Consider the following 20,644-nt stretch of genomic DNA (forward strand, 5'->3'; position numbering starts at 1 on the left):
TGAGGTTAGTTATGAGCAGTTTGCCCACGGAAATTTCCAGCCTGCTAATCCCCATGCAGGGTCGTCCCTGGCTGGTACCCAATATCGTCGTGGCGGAAGTGATCCCGCTGCGTCAGCCGGACCGCCCCGGCCATGGTCCGGAATGGTTACTGGGCTGGCTCAGCTGGCGTGACCAGAATATTCCGCTGGTGTCCTTCGAGCGGCTCAATGAGTCCGGCCAGATCACTATTGGTCAGGATGCGCGGATCGCGGTACTCAACACCGTGACCGGCAAGCGCCCCTTTTATGCCGTGATTGTTCAGGGGATCCCCAGGCTGATCAAGGTCGGCAAGGACGACCCCGTGGAAGAACCGGTAGACACCGGCCCGGCAGAATCCATGTACATTCAGGTTGCCGGCGATCTGGCCGTGATTCCGGATCTGGATGCCATTGAAGGCGCGGTCTCCGGTCTGCAGATATGATCGATCGGGAGCGCCTTGCCGCCCTGGCGGCGCAACAGCCTGTCAGCCCGGGCGTCTATCGCAACCTCTACGAGACGCCCCACCATGGCCTGCGCGAATTCCTGCGCTGGCAGTGGGACAGCCGCGGCCAGTTCCCTCGCCACCTGTCCTTCCCCCAGCAAAAACCGGATGCAGCACAGCTGGCGGAGCCTGGTGCTGCGCCGCAGCTGACCTGGATCGGACATTCCACCTTCCTGTTTCAGTACAAGGGCTGGAATCTGCTCACCGACCCGGTATTTTCCGAACGCTGCTCGCCTTTTACTTTTGCCGGCCCGAAACGGGCCGTGCCCCCGGCCCTGACCATCGATGCACTGCCCCCGATCAATGCGGTACTCGTCTCCCACAACCATTACGATCACCTGGACAAGGCCTCGGTAAAACAGCTACAGGCGCGCTTTGGTCGTGACATTCTCTGGTTCGCTCCACAGGGGGTAGCCAGCTGGCTACGCAAGCTGGGCGTGGAGCGGATCATCGAGCTCGGCTGGTGGCAAAGTGAATTCCACGGTCAGGTGGAAGCCTTCTGCCTGCCCGCACAACATTTCAGCGGCCGTGGCCCCGGCGACCACAATCGCAGCCAGTGGTGCAGCTGGCGTCTGGAATTTCCCGACTTCTCCCTGTATTTTGCCGGCGACACAGGCTATGCGCCGTTGTTTGGCGAGATTGGCGAACTGTTCGGTCCGGTGGATCTGGCATTGTTGCCCATCGGTGCCTACGAACCTCGCTGGTTCATGTCGCCAGTGCATATCAACCCGGCCGAAGCGGTGCGTATCCACCTGGATATCCAGTCCCGCCAGTCTGTGGCCATGCACTGGGGCACCTTTGTGCTGACGGATGAGCCCATGGATGCGCCGCCCAAGGCGCTGGCCCTGGCCATGGAAAGCCATTCGATTCACCCGGATCAGTTTCGCGTACCCCAACATGGCGAAACCCTGATCCTGCAGCAGGATTAACAAGACATCATCATGAGCAAACAATCCCAAGGCCGCCGCACGTGGATGCTGGTTCGTCTACTGGCCTGGCTTCCGCTGCCGCTGGTGACGGCATTCGGCGCCTTCATTGCCACCCTGATCACCCTGGTGCCGCTGCGCTATGCCAGCGCTTTTCGTGTCGTGCTGATCAATCTGCTCGCCACTCATCCGGACATGAGCTTTGCCGACGCCAAACGGATTGGCCGCCGCAGCATGGCAGAACTGGGGCGCACCCTGACCGAGTTCAGCCATGTCTGGCATCGGCCGGTGGAAGAAACCCTGGCACGGGTCACCCACCTGCATGGCGAGGAGGCTTTTCTCGACGCCACCGCCAGTGACAAACCGGTACTGTTGCTGTCACTGCATCAGGGCAGCTGGGAAATCAGCAACCTGTATCTGGGCAACAAGACCGAAGCAGGCAAGACCCTGATCATGTATCAGCCGCACCCGGCTACCCTGATGGATGCCATGGTCAAGGCCGCCCGCGAACGTACCGGTTCGGTGTTGATCCCCACCAATAGCCAGGGCGTCAAACAGGCGCTGGCCGCCATGAAAAACGGTGGCACCCTGGGCATCCTCTCCGACCATAACCCCGGCAACCGCAGCAACCCCTGCGTGCCCTTCTTTGGCTATGACGTACCCACCCCGGCACTCATCGACAAACTGGTGCAGCGTTACCGCCCCCATGTCTTTATCGTTTCCTGTCATCGCGGCAAAGGTGGCGTAAAGGATATCCATGTGCACTTTGAGCCCGCGCCGGAAATCGAGCAGGCCAGTGACTGTACCGAGATCCTGACCCAAATGAATGCAGCCCTGCAGCGCTGCATTGATCGCAACCTGCCCCAGTACCAGTGGACCTACAAACGCTTTAAATGGAGTTCGGACGGTCGGCGCAACTGGTATCGCCAGTCCTTGCCGCTGCTTCGCGAAATCCGCAAAGGCGCTGACCGCAAGGCACTGGGGCTGCACCCGGATGCTGACAAGCATCAATAGCCCGCGGTTAAGGTTGCTTTAATCTGCACCAGGGAAGATGTCTGAAACGGAAAGGAAAACACCGCCATGAATCAGACTGAACGCTGGCATCCGCTGCATAAAGGACTTCACTGGCTGACACTGGCGCTGGTGATTGCCGCCTGGGCCGCCGTGGAACTGCATGAACAATTTGCCAAAGGTGACCCGTGGCGCGAGTGGTGGGAGCTACTGCATTTCAGCCTTGGCTTCACCCTGCTGCTGACCATCGTGCTACGCCTCTATGGCCGGGCCCACTTTGCGCGGCCCGCACTGATTGCCTCTCCCTGGCAGACGCTGGCCTCCAAAGTCGTCCATGTGCTGCTCTATCTGGTGCTGCTGGCCATGCCGCTGACCGGCATGGGCATGCGCCAGTTGGCGGGCAAGCACACCGAGCTGCTCTGGCTGTTTGAACTTCCCCAAATCACGACCGTGAATACGGATCTGGCCAAACAGGTCGCCTGGATCCACAAGGAGTTCCTGTGGACTGCCCTGCTGACACTGGTGGTCATCCATGTGGCGGGTGCGCTCTGGCATCATTTTATCGACAAGGATGAAACGCTACGAAGGATGCTGTGACAGGAGTGACGCAGCAGGATCAGAAGCGAGTGACGAGGTACGAGTTACGAAAGGCAAATCCCATGCGTTCTGTTTTCGCTTTTCGTAACTCGTAACTCGTAACTCGTAACTCAATCAAGGTAACGCGCTCCCGGCAATGCCTGTCACACCAAACCATTGCCCCCTACCTATCGGGGCGGCACAATGCATCGCCATTGCTGAGCGACACCATCAGGCCCACCTCCGGAGACATCCATGACCATCGAAAAAGGCAAGGTCGTTACCCTGCATTACCAACTGTTCAACGCCGAAGACGGCAGCGAAATTGAAAACTCCAGTGAAACCGGCGAACCCATGGCCTATCTGCATGGCTACAACAACATCATCGCCGGCCTGGAGAAAGCCCTGGAAGGCAAGGATGTGGGCGAGCAGGTGGATGCGACCATTGACGCCAAGGATGCCTATGGCGAATACGACAACACCCTGTTCCAGCGCATCTCCCGCAAGTACCTCAAGCACGCGGGCAAACTGACCCCCGGCAAGGTGGTGACTGTCAGCACCGAAGAAGGCCCGCGCATGCTCACCGTGCTGAAAGTCGGCCTGAAAACCGTGGACGTGGATGCCAACCACCCGCTGGCCGGCAAGGCCCTGCGCTTCGTGGTCGACATCACTGACATCCGAGACGCCAGCGAAGAAGAAATCGCCCACAAACATGCCCACGGGGTAGGCGGGCATCATCACTGAGTTGAAAGTTAAAAGTTCAAAGTTGAAAAGCGCGACCGGGGAACAGGCGGTAATCGAGACCGCCGTCCCCGCGCCGCAGCCGCAAGGCCTGCGTGCGCGACTCTGGCATCTCAGCCAGCGAACAGCTTTCCCGCGTTGAAACTTGCAACTTGAATCTTGCTTCTTCCCACACCCCTTCGCGGGCACAACCGCCCCTTACTAAACACCCTGCACCGCGCTTTTCAACTTTGAACTTTTAACTTTCAACTCCTCCTCATTTTCAGCCATTTCCTACCTACTTAATCCATTTTTCGTGCTATCGTACCAATCCAAAAGCATGAGAAGAGGGCACAGGAATGCCGGAATACAGTTACTGGATTATTGCCGGGCTGGCGCTGGTGATTGCCGAGTTCGTGGTCTCCGGACTGGTGGTGATTTTCTTCGGCGTTGCCGCGCTGATTGTGGGCAGTCTCAAGTATCTCGGTTTGCTGGACGACACCGTCTGGGAACTCACCCTGTTCGCTGTGCTCAGCATTCTTTCCCTGGTGTTTGTGCGCCGCTTCTTGAGCGACAAGCTTATGGGCAAGGAAAACGTCAGTGCCGGTGAAGAAGACAGCGCCGGGCTGATTGGCCAGCGCGCCACAGTGGTGGCCCCCTTCACCAATGGAACCGGTTCCGTCACCTATCGCGGCGCCCGCTGGCAGGCACAAAGCGACCAGACTCTTGAAGCCGGTCAGATTGTACGTATTACCCAACACGACGGTTTGTGGCTCACCGTTGAGCCCTGGACCAACTCCTCCTCCTGAATCACTCGACTATAAGGACACAATTCACATGGAAGGTTTGATTATTTCCGGATTCCTTGCAGCACTGGCTGTCGTTCTGCTGTTCATGGTCATCCGTATCGTGCCCCAGAGGCAGGTTTATGTAGTGGAACGTCTGGGCAAGTACCAAACGTCCCTGGAAGCAGGCATGCATTTCCTGATGCCCTTTATCGATCGCGTGGCCTACAAGCATTCCCTGAAGGAAATTGTGCGTGACGTGCCGCGTCAGAGCTGTATCACAAAAGACAACATTGAAGTCTCCATCGACGGTGTCATGTATCTGCAGGTGGTCGACCCGAAAGCCGCCAGCTACGGCGTGGATGATTATGTGATGGCCGCCCAGCAGCTGGCGCAAACCACCCTGCGTTCCGTGATCGGCAAGATCGATCTGGACAAGACCTTTGAGGAACGCGGCGAGATCAATATGGAAGTGGTAGAAGCCGTTGACGAAGCCGCTCAGCCCTGGGGCGTGAAAGTACTGCGTTACGAAGTGGCCGATATCAACCTGCCGGTGTCCATCAAGGACGCCATGGAGAAACAGGTTCGCGCCGAGCGGGAACGGCGTGCTGTGGTCGCCGAGTCTGAGGGTGAACGTCAGGCCGCCATCAACCGTTCCGAGGGTGACCGCCAGGCGGCTATCAACCGTTCGGAAGGTGAGAAGCAGGAGATGATCAACATCTCCGAAGGTGAAAAGATGAAGCAGATCAACGAAGCGGAAGGTCGTGCCAAGCAGATCGAGCTGGTGGCACTGGCGACTGCCAAGGGTCTGCAAATGGTGGGCCGTGCGGTACGCGAAGACGGCGGCGAAGAAGCTGTCAGCCTGCGCATCGCCGAGCAGTATGTGGCCGCCTTCGAGAAAGTGGCCAAGGAATCCACCACCATGCTGCTGCCCAACGGCCTGAGCGACATTGGCGCTGCCGTAGCGGGCTTGCAGAAAGTGCTCAAAACCGTGGAAAAAACCCCGGGCTAAGGAGAGACAGCTCCTGCAGGAGCTTGCCTGCAAGCGAACATCGCCAGCAGGCTGGCTCCTACCGCTACGCCCTTCATACCCACCTTGTAATCACTCCTTTGCATCCCAATATCCTGAAGCTCCCCCTTTTCCGCAGAACCAGGAGCTCACATGTCACGTCATTTCGAACAGGCTGACGGCCTTTGCGAACAGCCCGACGCTGCCACCCAAGACTTTCTGTTCAACCAGACCATGCTGCGTATCAAGGAGCCGAGCCGCAGTCTCGATTTCTATACCCGGGTGCTGGGCATGCGACTGGTGCGCAAGCTGGACTTCCCGGAGATGAGATTCAGCCTCTACTTTCTTGCCTACCTGAATGACGAGGAAGCCAGCCAGGTACCGGAAGATGATGTCAAACGTCTCACCTACACCTTCGGTCGCGAGGCCATGCTGGAGCTGACCCATAACTGGGGCACGGAAGACGATGCGGATTTCGCTTACCACGACGGCAATGCCCAGCCCCAGGGCTTTGGCCATATCGGCATCACCGTGCCGGATGTGTATGCCGCGGCAGAACGCTTCGAGGAGCTTGGCGTGACCTTTGTGAAGCGTCCCGATGACGGCAACATGAAAGGCCTGGCGTTCATCAAGGACCCGGACGGTTACTGGATCGAAATCCTCCAGGCCAACATGCTGGAGAAGCAGCAAGCTGAAGCCTGAAGCCTGAAGCCAAGGATGTCAGAAGCGGGTGATGAGTCACGAGTTACGAAAGGCAATTCCTGCAGCCTGGCACGGCAAGCGGTTTTGATTTTCGAAACTCGTGACTCGAAACTCGAAACGGTTTTCCGGGTTTAGGGGTTTAGGCGTTGGCTTGCAGCACCACCCCGATACCCCCGTGCTAGACTGCGGTTTTGATCATCAGGCATTGGGGGAATGTGGTGCTAACACGTTTGCCGCCCTGGGTAGAAGTCGGGGCCTTTCTGCTCGCCTTTCTGGCCGGCAGCGTCAATGCGGTGGGCCTGCTGGGTTTCAGTCACCAGTCCGTGTCGCACCTCACTGGCAGTTCTTCCCTGCTGGGGCTGGCGCTGGCCGACCTGGCGCTGGCTGAAGCCGGGCATCTACTCCTCACCCTGTTCAGTTTTCTTGCCGGCGCCATGCTCAGTGGTCTGCTGATCACCAGCACGGCGCTGAAACTGGGCCGACACTATGGGTTTTCCCTGCTGATTGAGGCGCTGCTACTCACGCTGGCCATGCTGGCCCTGCAGCGAGGAAGCGACGTGGGGGATTTATCTCGCCTCCATGGCATGTGGCCTGCAGAACGCCATGGTGACCACCTACAGTGGCTCCATCATTCGAACGACACACCTGTCCGGGATCTTTACCGATCTGGGCATCATGCTGGGCAACCGGCTTCGAGGCGGCACTCTGGATGGACGCCGCCTGCTGCTGTTCCTACTGCTGATTGGTGGCTTTATCTGTGGCGGGGTGATTGGCACACTGCTGTTCCGCGGGCTGCACTTTGTGGCGCTGATGGTACCCGCCGCGTTAGCCGCTACCCTGGCCGTGGTGTACTGGGGCCACAGCCGGACCCGGCGCTGAGGCAGCCGGCGGAGGGCCGTGAGCAGCTATCGCAACGTTCATGGCGGAAGTCATCGTCATTATCAGCAACGTGGTTTCTGCCAAAACAAAGGGCGCCAGTGGCGCCCTTTTTTATTCGTACTGTTTAATAAACCCCACGTTGTACTGTTCAACGCCGGAGAGCGACACCGCACCACCGTGCGGCTTGTACCAGCTGTAGCGCTTGAAGTACCGGTTAAGGTCCTCGGATTTGAACACATAGCCATGTCGCGCAAAGATCTCGTTCCTTGCCAGTCGCAGGGTGCTTTTATCCAGCCCATCAATATCCGCATAGCTGAGCTTGCGGCGATGGGAGTCCGGCAACAGGTAGTCTTCACTGGTCATGGCCATCAAGCTCTGGCCACTGTTCTCCAGCACCCGCTCACGTCCCAGCAGGAAGGCCACATTGGCTTGCTCTACTGCATTCAGTGATACCTGTTTTCCCGTGGGCTCGTACCAGGGCTGACGGGAAAAGTGGCGACGCAGATCGGCCGAGTTGAACGTGTAACCGTGGCGGGCAAAGATTTCGTTACGGGCCACGCGCAAGGCCTGGGCATCCAGACTGCGTACATCACTATCGGACAACACCCGTCGGGCGCTATCGGCAATAAGATACGGAGACGACGCTGAACTGCGTGAGGCGGGTTGGGTGTCGCGCGAGGACGGTACTGCTACGGGACGGCTGCTGCCGCGAATGGCCGCCACTTGCCGCTGCCAGCGATCCCAGCCCTTTTCTACCGCTACCAGACGATCACGGCGTGCCGGATGGGTGGACGAGGCGCCCGCATTCAACCCTTGCCAGAGCTGCTGGGCATCACCAAGACTGGCCCCCATGGCCGCCAGCACAAAACCAGCATACTCATCCGCTTCCAGCTCCTTGGCTGGCTGACTCCCCAGGCCATCCAGAGTATGCCCCTGCAAGTGGTGCCCCACTTCATGGGCCACCACACCATACAACTTCCAGGTTTCTTCATCCCCGCGCAGCCCATCCATCCAGTTGCGGTTGTAAAGCAGGTAACGCTGGCCATCCATGACGGTGGCTGCCGCATTGCCAACACGAGGGGTTTCCAGAATCTGGAAGTTGGGTGTCAGACCGGAAAGCTGAATGATGTTTTCGACGATGGCAAAGATCGCATCCGGGGTAAACCCGTTTTGCGCCGGGTAGGCATCCAGCTCCTGCATGCCCACGTCCTGACAGCGCTCCATGCTGCACACCACATCCGCCTGAGCCAAAGGCACCAGACCCAGACAGACCAACAGCCCCGCGGCTGCCTGTGAAACTTTCATAGTGATCCCCAACATCGTTCCCGCTCGCAATATAACCAGCCTTCCGGCTATTCGCTAGCAATCTGCAGCCATTCGTAATCCATCTGCCGTGCGGTTTTTTCGGCCAATTCGCGGCTGTGCAGTTTCTCTACCAGATGCAGGCTCATATCGATACCCGCAGAGATCCCCGCGGAAGTAATGCGGTTGCCGTCTTCCACCCAGCGCACGGTTTCGTGCACCTGCAAACTGGGAAAACGACGATGCAGGTCAGGCAGGTCTTCCCAGTGGGTGGTGACTTTTTCATGGCTGAGCAAGCCCGCCTCGGCCAGCAGGAAGGCGCCAGTGCACACCGAGGTCACCCACATGGCCGACTCTCCGGCCTTGCGGATAGCCGCCAACAATTTGCGGTTGTTCATGGCCCAGGTATGTACCCCTCCGCTGACCAGCAACACATCCAGGGGAGGGTGATTATCGAGGGTGAAATGGCTTTGCACTGAAAAGCCGCCCCGGGCGTTCACGGTCTGCCGCTCACTGATCAGGCACACCGACCAGGGCTTGTTCTCGCTGAGTCGTGCCGCGGTGGAAAACACTTCGAAGGGACCGGCGAAATCCAGCACTTCCGCTTCGTCATAAATCACGATGCCGATGGTTCGCATGCATACTCCATCAAGGTGTTGTGGGGTTATTTCGGTGGCAGCGTCATGACAAACGCCAGACACCGGGACAACCATTGCTGGAGCGCATCGTCCTCGGCCACTGCCGCTGCATCTACCATGATCATGCCTTTCAAGGGCCTGCCGGTAAAATCCATTTCTGCCGCACCCGGCTCCTTCAGCAGTGACGGATAAGCATCGGCGCCTACCCGAGCCAGCAGATCATCACCGAGTATGCCGCAGCACATGTTGCCGGCGATCATGAAGCACAAACCGCCAAACATGCGTTTCTCATCCGGCAACCCGCCAGACACCCGGTAGAGTCCCTCCCGAACCCGTTGCGCTAATTCGGCATCAAACGCCATGCTCGCCGCCTCCCGCCATCAGCCTTTGGCCCGCCCGTCCAGCCTCAACGCGCCCGCTATCAAGCGAACACAACGCGCAGGGCGTTGATAGTCAGGCCAATCAGTGCCAGCGAGGACAGGAAGAACAGCACAAAGCGCACTTCGATCTTGTTCACCAACGCCTGCAGCAGGGAGTGCACGATGCGAATGCCCACATACGCCCACGCCAGCGTCAGGTTAATGCCGTCACCCTGACCCAACAGTGCCAGCGCCAACACAATGGCGTAGAAGACCGTGGGCTGCTCCATCAGGTGGTTATAGTTATCCGCTTTCCAACGGACGTTGGCAGGCAGAGTACTCATCTGTTCGCCACTGGGGGCGTTGGGGTCCGGCTTCATGTTCGCCGCCTTCATGGCCGGCAAACGGGTGATGTACATCCATAGCCACATGACCATGGACCAGGCCACCAGGACGACCAGAGGGGTAAGGATCGGAGTGGACAGTGTAGTAATCGGCACGCGGACTCTCCTTGGTTGGGGTCCCTGTTTATACCATTGGGCTGAACGCAGACAGCCCGTAAATCAGGCCAATCTCTGGCTGGGGACCGGGCCCGTTAACCCGCTTCCGGCCAATGCCAGCGCGGCGTATCCAGAATGCCCTGACCCAGCACCCGGGTTTCCCCCAGCTCCTTGGTGAGCTCGGTATGCTGACAATGGGGATGTGCCTTGAGGGCTTCCACCAGTTCGTTGGCGTGGCTGACCACCCACAGCTGACTGTGCTCGCAGGCCTTTTCGATGAGCCGCGCCAGGGCGGGCAACAGATCCGGATGGAGGCTGTTTTCCGGTTCGTTCAATACCATCATGGTCGGCGGGCGCGGCGTCAGCAAGGCAGCGATCAGCAGCAGGTAACGCAGGGTGCCATCGGAGAGTTCTGCCGCAGTGAGCGGACGCAGCAAACCATGCTGGTGGAATTCCAGCTTGAGACGCCCGTCAGGGAGCGGGGCGATTTCCAGCCGTGCCCCCGGGAAGGCGTCCTCGATGGCCACGTCGAGCGCGTGGCTGTCACCGATTTCACGAATGGTTTGCAACGCCGCGGCCAGATCATGGCCGTCATGATTCAGCACCGGGGTGCGGGTGCCGATCTGCACCTGCCGGGCCGGCGCATCGCGATCGGTGCGGAAATGATCATAGAACCGCCAGCCACGAATGCGCTCACGCAGCGTCAGCACTTCCGGGGCACTGTTGGCATCCGCTACCTGGCTGAACAGGCTGTCGAAATTGTTCAGATGGGCGGCAATCAGTTTCCAGCCGCTATCGCTACGTACCTTGACCATGGGCCCGCGGCGATCCACCAGCACCGACGCCGGGCGAAACTCCCCGCCCGCCCAGATGATCTCGCGTTTGATCTCCGGATCCAGATTGAAGGCCGTGGTGCTATCCGGCTTGGGCAGGCCCAGTTCGATCAGGTAGCCAAAGTCTTCACCCGTGAATCCCAGGCGTAATCGGCGACTGTTCTGGCGGGGGCCGCCCTGAACAGGCACCAGCCCCCGGCGCATGGCGGTGGTCAGGGTCTCCGGTCCGGCCCAGAAGGTGGATTCCAGTCCGCCTTCACTGGCCAGCGCGGCAATCACATCGTCGCGGGCGGTGGCCGCCAGCAAACGCAGCGACCTATAAAGGTTGGATTTACCGCTGCCGTTGGCGCCGGTGATCACATTCAACGGCCCCAGCGGCAAGGCCAGGTCCAGCGCCGACCGGTAGTTGCTGATGGCCATAGTATCGAGCATGTACAGTCCCTTGTTTTTTAGTTATGAGAGGCGAGTTTCGAGTTGCGAAAACCGGCAATCGGAGCGCCCGGGTTTTTGCCTTTCAAAACTCGCTTCTCGCAACTCGAAACTTTCGTTTCTGTTCGCCAGGCCAGCAACACCGCCAGCACCAAACCCCTGAGTAATACGACATCCGCCTCGACGTTCAAGGCGCCGGCGGCGAACGGTGTTTCTTGCGGACGGGTGACCGGATCCAGCTTAGCGGCCGGGCGTTATGCCGACAGGTACTGCTGCACAAAAAAGCGCCATTGCAGGGCTTCCACGTCCAGCCAGTCCCGGGCCGCCGCGGTTTGTTCCAGCAGCAGAAAACTGCCAAGCAGGCCACTACTGACCAGCACGGTGGTCCAGAAGATGCCAGTGAAGGGTTGCTTGCGGGTCTTGTGGCGGAACAGGGGGCGGGCGATCAGGGCACCGGGCCAGCCGCCAGCCACTGCCAGCAGGTGCAGGGTCTTTTCCGGAGTACGCTGCGCCTGACGGGCGGCGGCGCGCTTGTCGAAACCATAGCACAGCAGGGTAATCAGGCTCAGTAGCCCGACCGCGCCGAGCAGGAAAGGGAAAAAGGTGTAGTCACGGCTCAACCAGTACAGTGCCACCAGGTAGACCAGGGCAATGCCACAGGCCAGCGGCAATTCTTTTTTTCGCATCGCGTACGCCGCTTATCCCAGCCAGGCCCAGAGTGCCGCCAGCAGAGCCACCGGCGCCGTTTCCGCCCGCAGCACCCTCTCACCCAGCGCGAAAGAGGTGAAACCCGCCCCCCGGGCCGCATCCAGTTCCTCATCGGAAAAGCCCCCTTCCGGTCCGCTCAGCAACACCAGCGGCTGGTCCCGCAGCAGGGTGCCAGGGTCAAATGGCTGTTCGCCTGGATGCGCAATCAGTTTCTGCCCGGGTAGCTCACTGTCCAGCCAGCTTTTCAGGCTCTCAACCCCTGCTACGACGGGCGGGATATTCAGCCCGCATTGTTCACAGGCACTGATGGCAATGGCCTGCCACTGGGCCAGCTTCTTGTCGGCTCGCTCCCCTTTCAGGCGCACTTCACAGCGCTCGGTATCCAGCACCACGATACGCGCCGCGCCCATTTCAGTGGCTTTCTGGATCGCGTAGTCCATGCGGTCGCCCTTGATCATCGGCAGCGCCACCGTCACCGCCAGCGGCGGGGTGCGGTTGTCCGCGTTGAACGATAAAAGCTGCACCGTTACCGCTTTCTTGCTGATGCTTTGGATGCGCGCCTGCCACTCCCCACCCCGACCGTTGAACACCTCGATGGCATCGCCCTCGGCCATGCGCAGCACCTTGCCAATGTGATGGCTGGCGGCGGTGCCCAACTCAACCACCTGGCCGGCGGCAAAATCCTGATCATCAAAAAAGCGACGTGACATGAAAGCTCCAGGGTTCGGGGATGTCGCGGCAAAGGCAAAAGGCTACCATAGGCGCGCTGACGCCTTCCGAGAATCTTGCAATGAGAGCCGCCCATGGGTGAGATCATCCATTCTTCATTTCGCCCACCGTTGTTACTACGCAACCCGCACCTGCAAACCCTGTGGGGGCCACTGGGCCGCAAGCTGCCAGAAGTAGAGCGCCAGCAGGAACGGCTGCAGCTGCCGGACGGTGATTATCTGCTGCTGGACTGGGCTGGCCCGGCAGCGCGGCCCGGCCAGCTGACGGTGATTCTGCTGCACGGCCTGTCTGGCTGCAGCGACTCTCATTACATTCGTGGTTTTCAAAAAACCTTTGCCGATGCCGGTATTCGTTCCGTGGCCATCAACAGCCGTGGCGCCAAGCAGCCCAACGATACCGCCCTGTGTTACCACGCGGGGGAAACCGACGATGTGGACGCCGTCATTGAGCATGTCTTTCAGCAGGATCCCAGCGGCCACCGCCTGGCCATTGGTGTCTCGTTGGGCGGCAGTCGTTTGCTCAACTGGCTGGTCCACCGCAACAGCGGGCGGCTGTCCGGTGTGGCCACGGTGTGCTCCCCCCTGCGGCTGGATATCTGTGCCAACCGGCTGGACAAGGGGATGTCACGCATCTACCGCAAGCACCTGATTACCGAGCTGCTGGCCAGCTTTGATCGCAAGAAACCCCACCTGGATAAGGTCAATCCACCCGAAGCCAAACGGCTTTATCGGCTGAACATGAGTGGCATCCGATCGTTCTGGCGCTACGACGACCAGATCATCGCGCCCCTCTACGGTTTCCGCGGAGCCAGCCATTACTACGCAGAATGTTCCGCCGGACCACGGCTGTTGCAGATTCGCACTCCGACCCTGGTGCTGCAGAACCTGGATGACCCCTTTATGACGCCGGCCACGCTACCGAGAAAAGCTGAACTGGGGCCAGCGGTGACGGTGGAAGTCAGCCAGCATGGTGGCCATGTGGGGTTTGTCGGCGGGGCAGCCAATCGTTACTGGCTGGAGCAGCGACTGCTGGCGTTCGTGCAGGGCTACGGGTTTCGGTAGGGGCAACAGGGCCAGCACCCTCCCTTGTAGGAGCTTGCCTGCAAGCGATCCGAGCCTTGGCGAGGTATGGATTCCAGAAGCGAGTGACGAGTAACGAGTTTCGAAAATCCAAAAACCGGTGGCCAGATTTGGGGTTGAGGTTTGCCTTTCGAAACTCGCTTCTCGTAACTCGAAACTCATTACCTCGCCGAGGCTCGGATCGCTTGCAGGCAAGCTCCTACGGGAGCTCCGATTCAGCCTGCCTTTTCTTCCGCCGCTTCCTCCGGCAACCCCAGCAACAACGATGTGGTCACTTCGGCCCCGCGATAACGGGCACGCATTTCTTCCAGGTGTTCGCGGGCTTCGCCGGTGAGGAAGGGCTCTTCCAGGCAGATCATCTGGTAGATGCCATGGCGCATGAGACGCTCATCCAGCGCTTCATCACCGGCCGCGTCCGGGCGCAAGCCATGTACCAGGGACGCCCAGGAGGACATGATGATCCAGGTATTCACCATCAACCCCTGAAGCTGTTCGTCGTCCACCTTGATGATGCCGCTGTCGCGCAAGGCACCAAAGATCAACGCCCCGCGTTCGGTCACCGCCTGAACAAAATTCCGGTAGCTCTGCGCCAGTTCCGGATCCGCATGCAGCAGGTGCGACAGGTCGCGATGGAAAAAACGAAATTGCCACATGGAGGCCAGCAGGCTTTCAAAGTAGTACACCTTCACCCGCCAGTTCATGGCTTCCTGGGGTGCTTCCAGGGACCCCAGCAACTGGGCCTGATAACGATCGAACAGGGCCGACACAATCATGCCCTTGTTGCGATAGTGGTAATACAGATTACCGGGGCTGATTCCCAACGCCTCGGCAATGTGATTGGTGGTCACATTGCGTTCGCCCTGCCGGTTGAACAGGGCCAGGCTGGTATCGAGTATTCTCTGTTTTGTGCTGGTCATTTCGGGCCAACTGTTGTGATTTTGATACGTTGAGTTGACTCCTAGAGTAATTACTCTAAAAATCCTCATCAAGGCTAAATTACAAGCGGGCTGTTCTCGGCCCGGCCGCCTATCTTACATAACAAACATACTCGGGAGGCGAAGACCATGGTCGCCGAAGTGAAAGAGCTACATCAGAGCAACACCGACATCGAGCGCATGAAGCGCGTATTTGCTGCCCAGAAGGCTGCGTTCCGCCAGCACCCCTATCCGACAGCCGAACAGCGTATCGAGCTGATCAACCGGATTCGCCCGCTGCTGGCCAACCACGCCGACGACTGGGTCCAGGCGATCAACGAGGACTTTACCAACCGTGCAGCCGATGAAACCCGGCTGGCAGAAATCCTCATCACCCTTGAAGGCCTCAAGTACACCACCCGCAAACTGCGCAAGTGGATGAAGCCCAGCAAGCGTAGCGTCAGTGCACTGAGCTGGCCCGGCAAGACCTGGGTGGAATACCAGCCGCTGGGCGTCGTCGGGGTGATCGTGCCCTGGAACTACCCGATTCAGCTGGCCGTGGTGCCCATCATTACCGCCCTGGCCGCCGGTAACCGGGTGATGGTGAAGATGAGCGAAGCGACCCCGAAAGCGGGCGCACTGCTGGAAAAACTGATCGGCGAATCTTTCCCGGAAGACCAGGTCGCCATCTTCAACGGCGAGGTGGAAGTGGGCCAGGCCTTCTCCCAGCTGCCGTTTGATCATCTGATGTTCACCGGCTCCACTGCGGTAGGCCGCCATATCATGCGCGCTGCTGCCGAGAACCTGACTCCGGTCACCCTGGAGCTGGGCGGCAAGAGCCCCTGCATCATTGGGCAGGACTTCCCCATGAAGGACGCCTGCGAGCGGATAGCCTTCGGCAAGTGCCTGAACTCCGGCCAGACCTGTGTGGCCCCGGACTATATTCTCTGCCCGGAAAATCGCGTGCAGGAATTCGTGGACGCCTGGAAAGCCCAGGTGACCCAGTCTTACCCGACCATGCTCGACAACCCGGACTTCACGTCCATCGTTAACGGTCGTCAGCAGCAGCGCCTGCTCGGCTACCTGAAGGATGCCCGCGAGAAGGGTGCCGAGGTCATTGAAATCAACCCGGCCAACGAAGACTTCAGCAACAGCCAGAAGATTCCGCATACCCTGGTGCTGAACGTGACCGAGGAGATGCAGATCGCCAAGGACGAAATCTTTGGCCCGCTGATGATCGTGGTGCCCTACAAGACCCTGGACGATGCCATCAACTACGTGAATGACCGCCCCCGTCCGCTGGCCCTGTATTACTTCGACTGGAACAGCGCCAACGGCGACTATGTGCTGAAGAACACCCACTCCGGCGGTGTGTGTATCAACGACACCATCTCCCATGTGGGCGTGGATGACATCCCCTTCGGCGGTGTTGGCGATTCCGGCATGGGCGCCTACCACGGCCCGGAAGGTTTCAAGACCTTCTCCAAGGCCAAGGGCATTTACAAGAAAGGCAAATTCAACGCCACCCGCTTCATCCTGCCGCCCTATGGTCGCGGCATGCACAAGCTGATTCAAAAACACATGATCAAGTAAGCACCACCCGGCCTCACCACAGCCCGTTTACAAAGACGGGCTTGTGGTCGGCCTTTACCTGCTCAATGCTTGCAGCAGGCTAGTCAGAACAAGAATAGGAACCTTTATGGACCAGGGAATTAACCGCCGCGGCTTTCTCAAGCTGGGCACGGCCGGTGCTGCCTTGTTGGCAACCGGTTCCGGTGTCGCACTGCTTTCCGGATGTTCCAGCAATGATGGCCCCGCCCAGGGTTATCGTCATTTCCGCCAACAGGACGTGGATCTGTTGACCCCATTGGTGGGAGCGGTGCTTGGCCCCGCCTTGGCTGCTGCTGGCGCCACCGCTGCCGACGGCATGAAAGCCTATGACGACCTGCTCGAAGGGGCCATGCCCGGCACCCGCGATACCCTCTTTCAATTACTTGATCTGATGCAGCTGGGTGCCGCCCGCTGGTTCCTCACCGGTACCTGGGCACACTTTGCAGAGCAAAGCGAAGAGCAACTGCTGCAAACCCTGGATGCCTGGGCGGCCAAGAGCAACAGCATTGCCCGCATGGCGATCAAGGGGCTCACCCAACCCATGTTCATGGCCTGGTATGTCAAACCGGCCGCCGCCAGTACCACAGGCTACCCTGGCCCACCGGCCAAAGTGCTCGCCTGATCCGCTGACGCGCCCGCACACAAGAACAAGGAATCGACATGCAGGACCTGACAACACTCCAGATCAAGGTACAAGACCCGTGGAAAAACCCGGCCGAAAACGGCTGGAACGTGATCGACGGGCGCACCATTACCGACAACCGCACCCTGGAAGCTGACGTCATTATCGTTGGCAGTGGTGCTGGCGGCGGTGTCAGCGCCGAAATTCTCAGCCAGCGCGGCCTCAAGGTCATCGTGCTGGAAGCAGCCAAGCTGAAAACCTCCGACCAGTTCGACATGGACGAAGGCGCGGCCTACCGCGACCTCTATCAGGAAGGAGCCATGCGTGCCACCAAGGACGCCGGCATGACCATTCTCCAGGGCCGTGCCGTTGGCGGCACCACCGTGGTGAACTGGACCAGCTCCTTCCGTACCCCCGATGAGACCCTGAACTTCTGGCGTGACCAGTTTGCGGTGGAAGGTCTCAGCCGTGAAGAATTGAACCCCTGGTTCGACATCATGGAAAAGCGCCTCGACATCGAGAAATGGCTGATGCCCCCCAATGCCAACAACGATGTGCTCAAACGCGGCTGTGACTCCCTGGGCTGGCACGCCGATGTCATCCCCCGTAACGTGAGTGGCTGCTGGAATATTGGTTATTGCGGCATGGGCTGCCCCACCAATGCCAAGAAATCCATGCTGGTCACCACACTACCCGGTGCCCTGAGCAGCGGCGCGACCCTGATCCACAGTGCCCAGGCCGACACCCTGATCATTGAGGGCGATACCGTCACTGGCGTCAACGTGCGTCCGCTCAAGGATGACAAGACCCCCACCGGCGCCAAACTGACGCTCAAAGCCCGCGTGGTGGTCACCTCGGGCGGCAGCATGCAGAGCCCGGCCCTGCTGATGCGTTCCGGCGCCCCGGATCCCCACGGCCTGGTCGGTACCCGCACCTTCCTGCACCCCACCAACTTCGCCTACGGCATCTATGACAAGGAAATCGCCCCCTACTACGGCGCGCCTCAGTCCATGTACTCCGACGAATTCGTGTTCAAGCGCGGCGTGGATGGCCCTGCTGGCTTCAAGCTGGAAATGATGCCCATGCACCCCGGCCTGAACACCGCCCTGGTGGGTGGCTACGGGCAAAGCGCGTTTGATGACGCCAGACTGCTACCGAACCTGGCCGCCTCCATTGCCCTGCTGCGCGATGGCTTCCACGAAGACAGCGTGGGTGGCACGGTGGAACTGCGCGACAACGGCGAGCCGCTGCTGGATTACCCGGTCAACGAGTACCTGCTCGAAGGCACCAAGCAGGCTCACCTGAGCATGCTGGAAATGCAGTTTGCTGCTGGCGCAAAGAGAGTGCGCCCTGGCCATGCCCATGCGCCCTATTACAAGAACTGGAAAGAAGCCCGGGTCGGCATCGAGAACCTGGAGTACGCACCGACCATCACCGGTCTCGGCAGTGCCCATGTGATGGGTGGCCTGACCATGGGTCAGGACGACCAGCGCTGCACCGTCAACAGCGACGGCAGCTACAAGCACCTCAATGGTCTTTATGTCATCGATGGCTCTGTGTTCCCCACCAGCCTCGGGGTCAACCCGCAGCTGACCATCTACGGCATGAGCGCCCGCAATGCCACCGCCCTGGCGGATTCCCTCACCGCCTGATCGGCCCGGCTGTCTGCCTTCGGGCAGGCAGCCCTTACTCCCTCCCCTGAAACAGCACAACGCCGCTGGCTACCACCAGGCCTTGATGGCCGCCCAGATCAGGCAGCCCATGGCCACGGGCGCAGTCAACAGCACCAGCCAATAGCACATGAAGAGGGTGTAAAGCAGGCCGCTGATATCCACGCCAAGCAACAGGCAAGGTTCTGCACTACCGGCATCCAGCCGGGTTCCTTTCAGCGCGGCAATACCGCTGCCCAACAGACTGAGCCCAAACGGCACCGCCACCAGCAACACGCCGGTGAGCGCCCATTGAACTGGCGACATGGCAAGCTCCTTCCCCCTGACAAAGGCAGGATAGTAGCAAAGGGGAAAACAACACATTGCGACTTAGTGCAAATTGCCCGCTGGGGGCGGGCTCTGTGTTCTTGAGGACAGATCTGCTGCAGCAACCTTTTCGAGGTTTTCTGGCGCTCAACAGCCCTCCACAGGCTCAATTTGCACCAGAAACTCGCCGGCCCAGAACACACCTTGCACGGTTAAGCCAGCGACACACAGTATCACCAGCAGGAACAGCACAGGCCGAACCCGTGCACGACGACCGTAAACGTAGCGGGTGGGCTTGAGCACTTTTTCGTTCGGCAGCGGGTGCTGGGCCAGCTGCCACACCCGCAGGCTATGCTTTCCTTCAATGGCCAGAGCGAGCAGAACAAAACTACCAGGCAGGCCCACGAAGATGCCGTAGATCACCAGCTCCATCGCACTGAACGGGCCCAGCTGACGGCAGGGGGCCGTCTCAACGAAGGTTTCAAACCAGGGAAAAAACACCAACTGGGTCACCAGCAACAACGGCAACGCCCAGGCCCCATGAAAGGCCAGCAGCTTGAGCCGCTCATGGCGGGAATACTGTGGTGCCCACTGATCCATCCGGTTCCCCCGAGAAATACTCAGCAAAAGTGTGACAGATTTTTCAGTATTTGTTTGATTGGCCCAGGGTTGTTTTCAGCATTTGGGATCAAGCATCACGCGCCTGGCGTTACTTTTCCCGACGCAGCACAAAGAAGAACGGCTTCTTCATCCCTTTCAAATCCATCACCCCCAGCACTGTGTCTTCATCCACTTTGCGAAACACATCGTTGATCGGCAAGTTGTCGTACACCATGGTGGCCGAAGGCTTGCCCCGGTAGGTGGTCATGCGAAGCCGGGCAGCAGACCGGTTTCCCGCCAACAGCGGAATCAATATCTGGAAGGCCGTGCCGACAGCAGCGGACTTCAGGAACGCCCATTTATCCAGCAGTCCCAGACCCGGCATGGCCAGCAGTGGCTTGACGCTGGCCAGCTCGCCGTTGCGCTTGCGAAACACCAGCGGATGCACATGCTCGGTGGTCTCGAAACGCTTTCCGTGCCAGTGGCAGCGCTCCAGCATGCCGTCCATGGGATGGCCGGTGTCAAACCCTTCACCTTTCCAGGCCCCCAGCATGAAATCGGTTTCCACCGGTTCAAGTGCATCGAAAATGGCCAGGGCATCATCACAGGTGACCTCCCCCTGCGCCTGCGCAGCGGCAAAACTGATTTCCTGCATACCCTGTGTTTCTTTGCTTGAAGCACCCATGCCGAGCTCCTTGAAGGCCAATGATCGAGGCCACAACATTAGTGGGGGTGACTGGCAACCACCAGCGCGAGATCGTGATTGTCTGGCAAGCGGATAGACCAAAAACACCAGAATTGACCGGATCGCTTGTATCAACGACCTAGCGGGTACAATTACCGCGCAACCGTTGCGCCTCAGCGCTCTCTTCCAGGCGCTTCTGCTCCGCGCCCAACATCCGGCTCACCTGTTTCAGTTCACGGATGCGCTGATCTACTGCTGTCTTCTTTTCTGCCATCAGCCTGGCTCCTTGCTCACAGTCAAGACTGTCACTGCGCAACGCATTCAGCAGATCGCGGATTTCCCGCAGGGAAAAACCCAGCTCTTTTAGCTGGCTGACCATGGTGACCCTTTCTACCGCTTTTTCCGGATAATCCCGGTAGTTGTTCTCCCCACGGATCACCTCCAGCAGCAGGCCTTCCTTTTCGTAATAACGCAGGGTGTGGCGGTTGACTCCGGTGCGCTGTTCCAGTTCAGCGATGCGCATGACTCTC

At 59.4% G+C, this 20,644-nt stretch carries 25 protein-coding genes and 1 pseudogene; 14 read left to right on the forward strand and 12 right to left on the reverse strand.

Translation table 11 applies throughout. From position 1 onward, the window contains the following. Nucleotides 1-11: 11 nt before the first annotated feature. From GFN93_RS02445 to GFN93_RS17430, 10 genes and pseudogenes are all read left to right on the forward strand, one after another. A complete protein-coding gene (locus tag GFN93_RS02445) occupies nt 12-461 on the forward strand; it encodes a chemotaxis protein CheW (protein ID WP_153498838.1) in 450 nt (149 codons plus the stop codon). Beyond that, a complete protein-coding gene (locus tag GFN93_RS02450) occupies nt 458-1,450 on the forward strand; it encodes an MBL fold metallo-hydrolase (RefSeq protein ID WP_153498839.1) in 993 nt (330 codons plus the stop codon). Before GFN93_RS02445 ends, GFN93_RS02450 begins: the two co-directional genes overlap by 4 nt. Before the next feature lie 12 nt (nt 1,451-1,462). Further along, nucleotides 1,463-2,461 (forward strand): lysophospholipid acyltransferase family protein, encoded by a 999-nt coding sequence (locus GFN93_RS02455; protein WP_153498840.1) that lies wholly within the window; start codon nt 1,463-1,465, stop codon nt 2,459-2,461. 66 nt (nt 2,462-2,527) lie between these two features. Further along, nucleotides 2,528-3,055 (forward strand): cytochrome b, encoded by a 528-nt coding sequence (locus GFN93_RS02460; protein ID WP_153498841.1) that lies wholly within the window; start codon nt 2,528-2,530, stop codon nt 3,053-3,055. Nucleotides 3,056-3,289: 234 nt separating this feature from the next. Next, nucleotides 3,290-3,778, forward strand: a complete 489-nt coding sequence (locus tag GFN93_RS02465) for an FKBP-type peptidyl-prolyl cis-trans isomerase (protein WP_153498842.1) — start codon at nt 3,290-3,292, stop codon at nt 3,776-3,778. Between the two features lie 335 nt (nt 3,779-4,113). Beyond that, nucleotides 4,114-4,563, forward strand: coding sequence for an NfeD family protein (locus GFN93_RS02470; protein WP_153498843.1), 450 nt, complete (start codon nt 4,114-4,116; stop codon nt 4,561-4,563). A gap of 28 nt (nt 4,564-4,591) precedes the next feature. Beyond that, nucleotides 4,592-5,551 carry an SPFH domain-containing protein gene (locus tag GFN93_RS02475; RefSeq protein WP_153498844.1) on the forward strand — a complete coding sequence of 320 codons (960 nt, stop codon included), beginning with the start codon at nt 4,592-4,594 and terminating at the stop codon, nt 5,549-5,551. A gap of 150 nt (nt 5,552-5,701) precedes the next feature. Further along, on the forward strand, nt 5,702-6,250 hold the full coding sequence (gene gloA, locus GFN93_RS02480) for a lactoylglutathione lyase (RefSeq protein WP_153498845.1): 549 nt from the start codon (nt 5,702-5,704) through the stop codon (nt 6,248-6,250). Between the two features lie 293 nt (nt 6,251-6,543). Further along, nucleotides 6,544-6,741: pseudogene (locus tag GFN93_RS17425) on the forward strand (DUF1275 family protein); the annotation flags it as partial. Between the two features lie 112 nt (nt 6,742-6,853). Next, on the forward strand, nt 6,854-7,129 hold the full coding sequence (locus tag GFN93_RS17430) for a DUF1275 family protein (RefSeq protein WP_268885538.1): 276 nt from the start codon (nt 6,854-6,856) through the stop codon (nt 7,127-7,129). Between the two features lie 111 nt (nt 7,130-7,240). On the opposite strand, the gene GFN93_RS02490 is transcribed toward GFN93_RS17430, so the two are convergent. The 7 genes from GFN93_RS02490 to GFN93_RS02520 form a co-directional block, all read right to left on the reverse strand. Next, nucleotides 7,241-8,434, reverse strand: coding sequence for a YARHG domain-containing protein (locus tag GFN93_RS02490; protein ID WP_194285732.1), 1,194 nt, complete (start codon nt 8,432-8,434; stop codon nt 7,241-7,243). A 47-nt stretch (nt 8,435-8,481) separates the two neighbouring features. Next, nucleotides 8,482-9,069, reverse strand: coding sequence for a DJ-1/PfpI family protein (locus tag GFN93_RS02495; protein ID WP_153498847.1), 588 nt, complete (start codon nt 9,067-9,069; stop codon nt 8,482-8,484). Between the two features lie 26 nt (nt 9,070-9,095). Next, nucleotides 9,096-9,431 carry a TfoX/Sxy family protein gene (locus tag GFN93_RS02500; protein ID WP_153498848.1) on the reverse strand — a complete coding sequence of 112 codons (336 nt, stop codon included), beginning with the start codon at nt 9,429-9,431 and terminating at the stop codon, nt 9,096-9,098. 59 nt (nt 9,432-9,490) lie between these two features. Continuing rightward, entirely contained in the window at nt 9,491-9,928 is a 438-nt protein-coding gene (locus GFN93_RS02505; protein WP_328594146.1) for an MAPEG family protein, read from the reverse strand. Between the two features lie 95 nt (nt 9,929-10,023). After that, on the reverse strand, nt 10,024-11,193 hold the full coding sequence (locus GFN93_RS02510) for an AAA family ATPase (RefSeq protein WP_153498849.1): 1,170 nt from the start codon (nt 11,191-11,193) through the stop codon (nt 10,024-10,026). 251 nt (nt 11,194-11,444) lie between these two features. Then, a complete protein-coding gene (locus tag GFN93_RS02515; RefSeq protein WP_153498850.1) occupies nt 11,445-11,876 on the reverse strand; it encodes a DUF1294 domain-containing protein in 432 nt (143 codons plus the stop codon). A gap of 12 nt (nt 11,877-11,888) precedes the next feature. Further along, nucleotides 11,889-12,608, reverse strand: coding sequence for a 16S rRNA (uracil(1498)-N(3))-methyltransferase (locus GFN93_RS02520; protein WP_153498851.1), 720 nt, complete (start codon nt 12,606-12,608; stop codon nt 11,889-11,891). 93 nt (nt 12,609-12,701) lie between these two features. On the opposite strand from GFN93_RS02520, the gene GFN93_RS02525 reads away from it, so the two are divergent. Then, complete coding sequence (locus tag GFN93_RS02525; RefSeq protein WP_153498852.1) at nt 12,702-13,688, forward strand: YheT family hydrolase; 987 nt, start codon at nt 12,702-12,704, stop codon at nt 13,686-13,688. Between the two features lie 233 nt (nt 13,689-13,921). On the opposite strand, the gene GFN93_RS02530 is transcribed toward GFN93_RS02525, so the two are convergent. Continuing rightward, nucleotides 13,922-14,623, reverse strand: a complete 702-nt coding sequence (locus GFN93_RS02530) for a TetR/AcrR family transcriptional regulator (protein ID WP_153498853.1) — start codon at nt 14,621-14,623, stop codon at nt 13,922-13,924. A 147-nt stretch (nt 14,624-14,770) separates the two neighbouring features. Here GFN93_RS02530 and GFN93_RS02535 point away from each other — a divergent pair, with 147 nt between their 5' ends. From GFN93_RS02535 to GFN93_RS02545, 3 genes are all read left to right on the forward strand, one after another. Next, a complete protein-coding gene (locus GFN93_RS02535; protein ID WP_153498854.1) occupies nt 14,771-16,213 on the forward strand; it encodes a coniferyl aldehyde dehydrogenase in 1,443 nt (480 codons plus the stop codon). 106 nt (nt 16,214-16,319) lie between these two features. After that, nucleotides 16,320-16,853 (forward strand): twin-arginine translocation signal domain-containing protein, encoded by a 534-nt coding sequence (locus GFN93_RS02540; protein WP_153498855.1) that lies wholly within the window; start codon nt 16,320-16,322, stop codon nt 16,851-16,853. A gap of 38 nt (nt 16,854-16,891) precedes the next feature. Next, nucleotides 16,892-18,505 (forward strand): GMC family oxidoreductase, encoded by a 1,614-nt coding sequence (locus tag GFN93_RS02545; RefSeq protein WP_153498856.1) that lies wholly within the window; start codon nt 16,892-16,894, stop codon nt 18,503-18,505. A gap of 69 nt (nt 18,506-18,574) precedes the next feature. Here GFN93_RS02545 and GFN93_RS02550 read toward each other — a convergent pair whose 3' ends face one another. From GFN93_RS02550 to GFN93_RS02565, 4 genes are all read right to left on the reverse strand, one after another. Further along, a complete protein-coding gene (locus GFN93_RS02550; RefSeq protein WP_208993712.1) occupies nt 18,575-18,829 on the reverse strand; it encodes a hypothetical protein in 255 nt (84 codons plus the stop codon). 147 nt (nt 18,830-18,976) lie between these two features. After that, on the reverse strand, nt 18,977-19,429 hold the full coding sequence (locus GFN93_RS02555; RefSeq protein WP_153498857.1) for a hypothetical protein: 453 nt from the start codon (nt 19,427-19,429) through the stop codon (nt 18,977-18,979). A 109-nt stretch (nt 19,430-19,538) separates the two neighbouring features. Beyond that, on the reverse strand, nt 19,539-20,114 hold the full coding sequence (locus GFN93_RS02560) for a DUF4334 domain-containing protein (RefSeq protein ID WP_153498858.1): 576 nt from the start codon (nt 20,112-20,114) through the stop codon (nt 19,539-19,541). 139 nt (nt 20,115-20,253) lie between these two features. Continuing rightward, nucleotides 20,254-20,637: a MerR family transcriptional regulator gene (locus GFN93_RS02565; RefSeq protein ID WP_153498859.1), complete on the reverse strand. Its 384-nt coding sequence runs from the start codon at nt 20,635-20,637 to the stop codon at nt 20,254-20,256. Nucleotides 20,638-20,644: the final 7 nt, after the last annotated feature.

The sequence above is a fragment of the Alcanivorax sediminis genome (assembly GCF_009601165.1).
Taxonomy (GTDB): domain Bacteria; phylum Pseudomonadota; class Gammaproteobacteria; order Pseudomonadales; family Alcanivoracaceae; genus Alcanivorax; species Alcanivorax sediminis.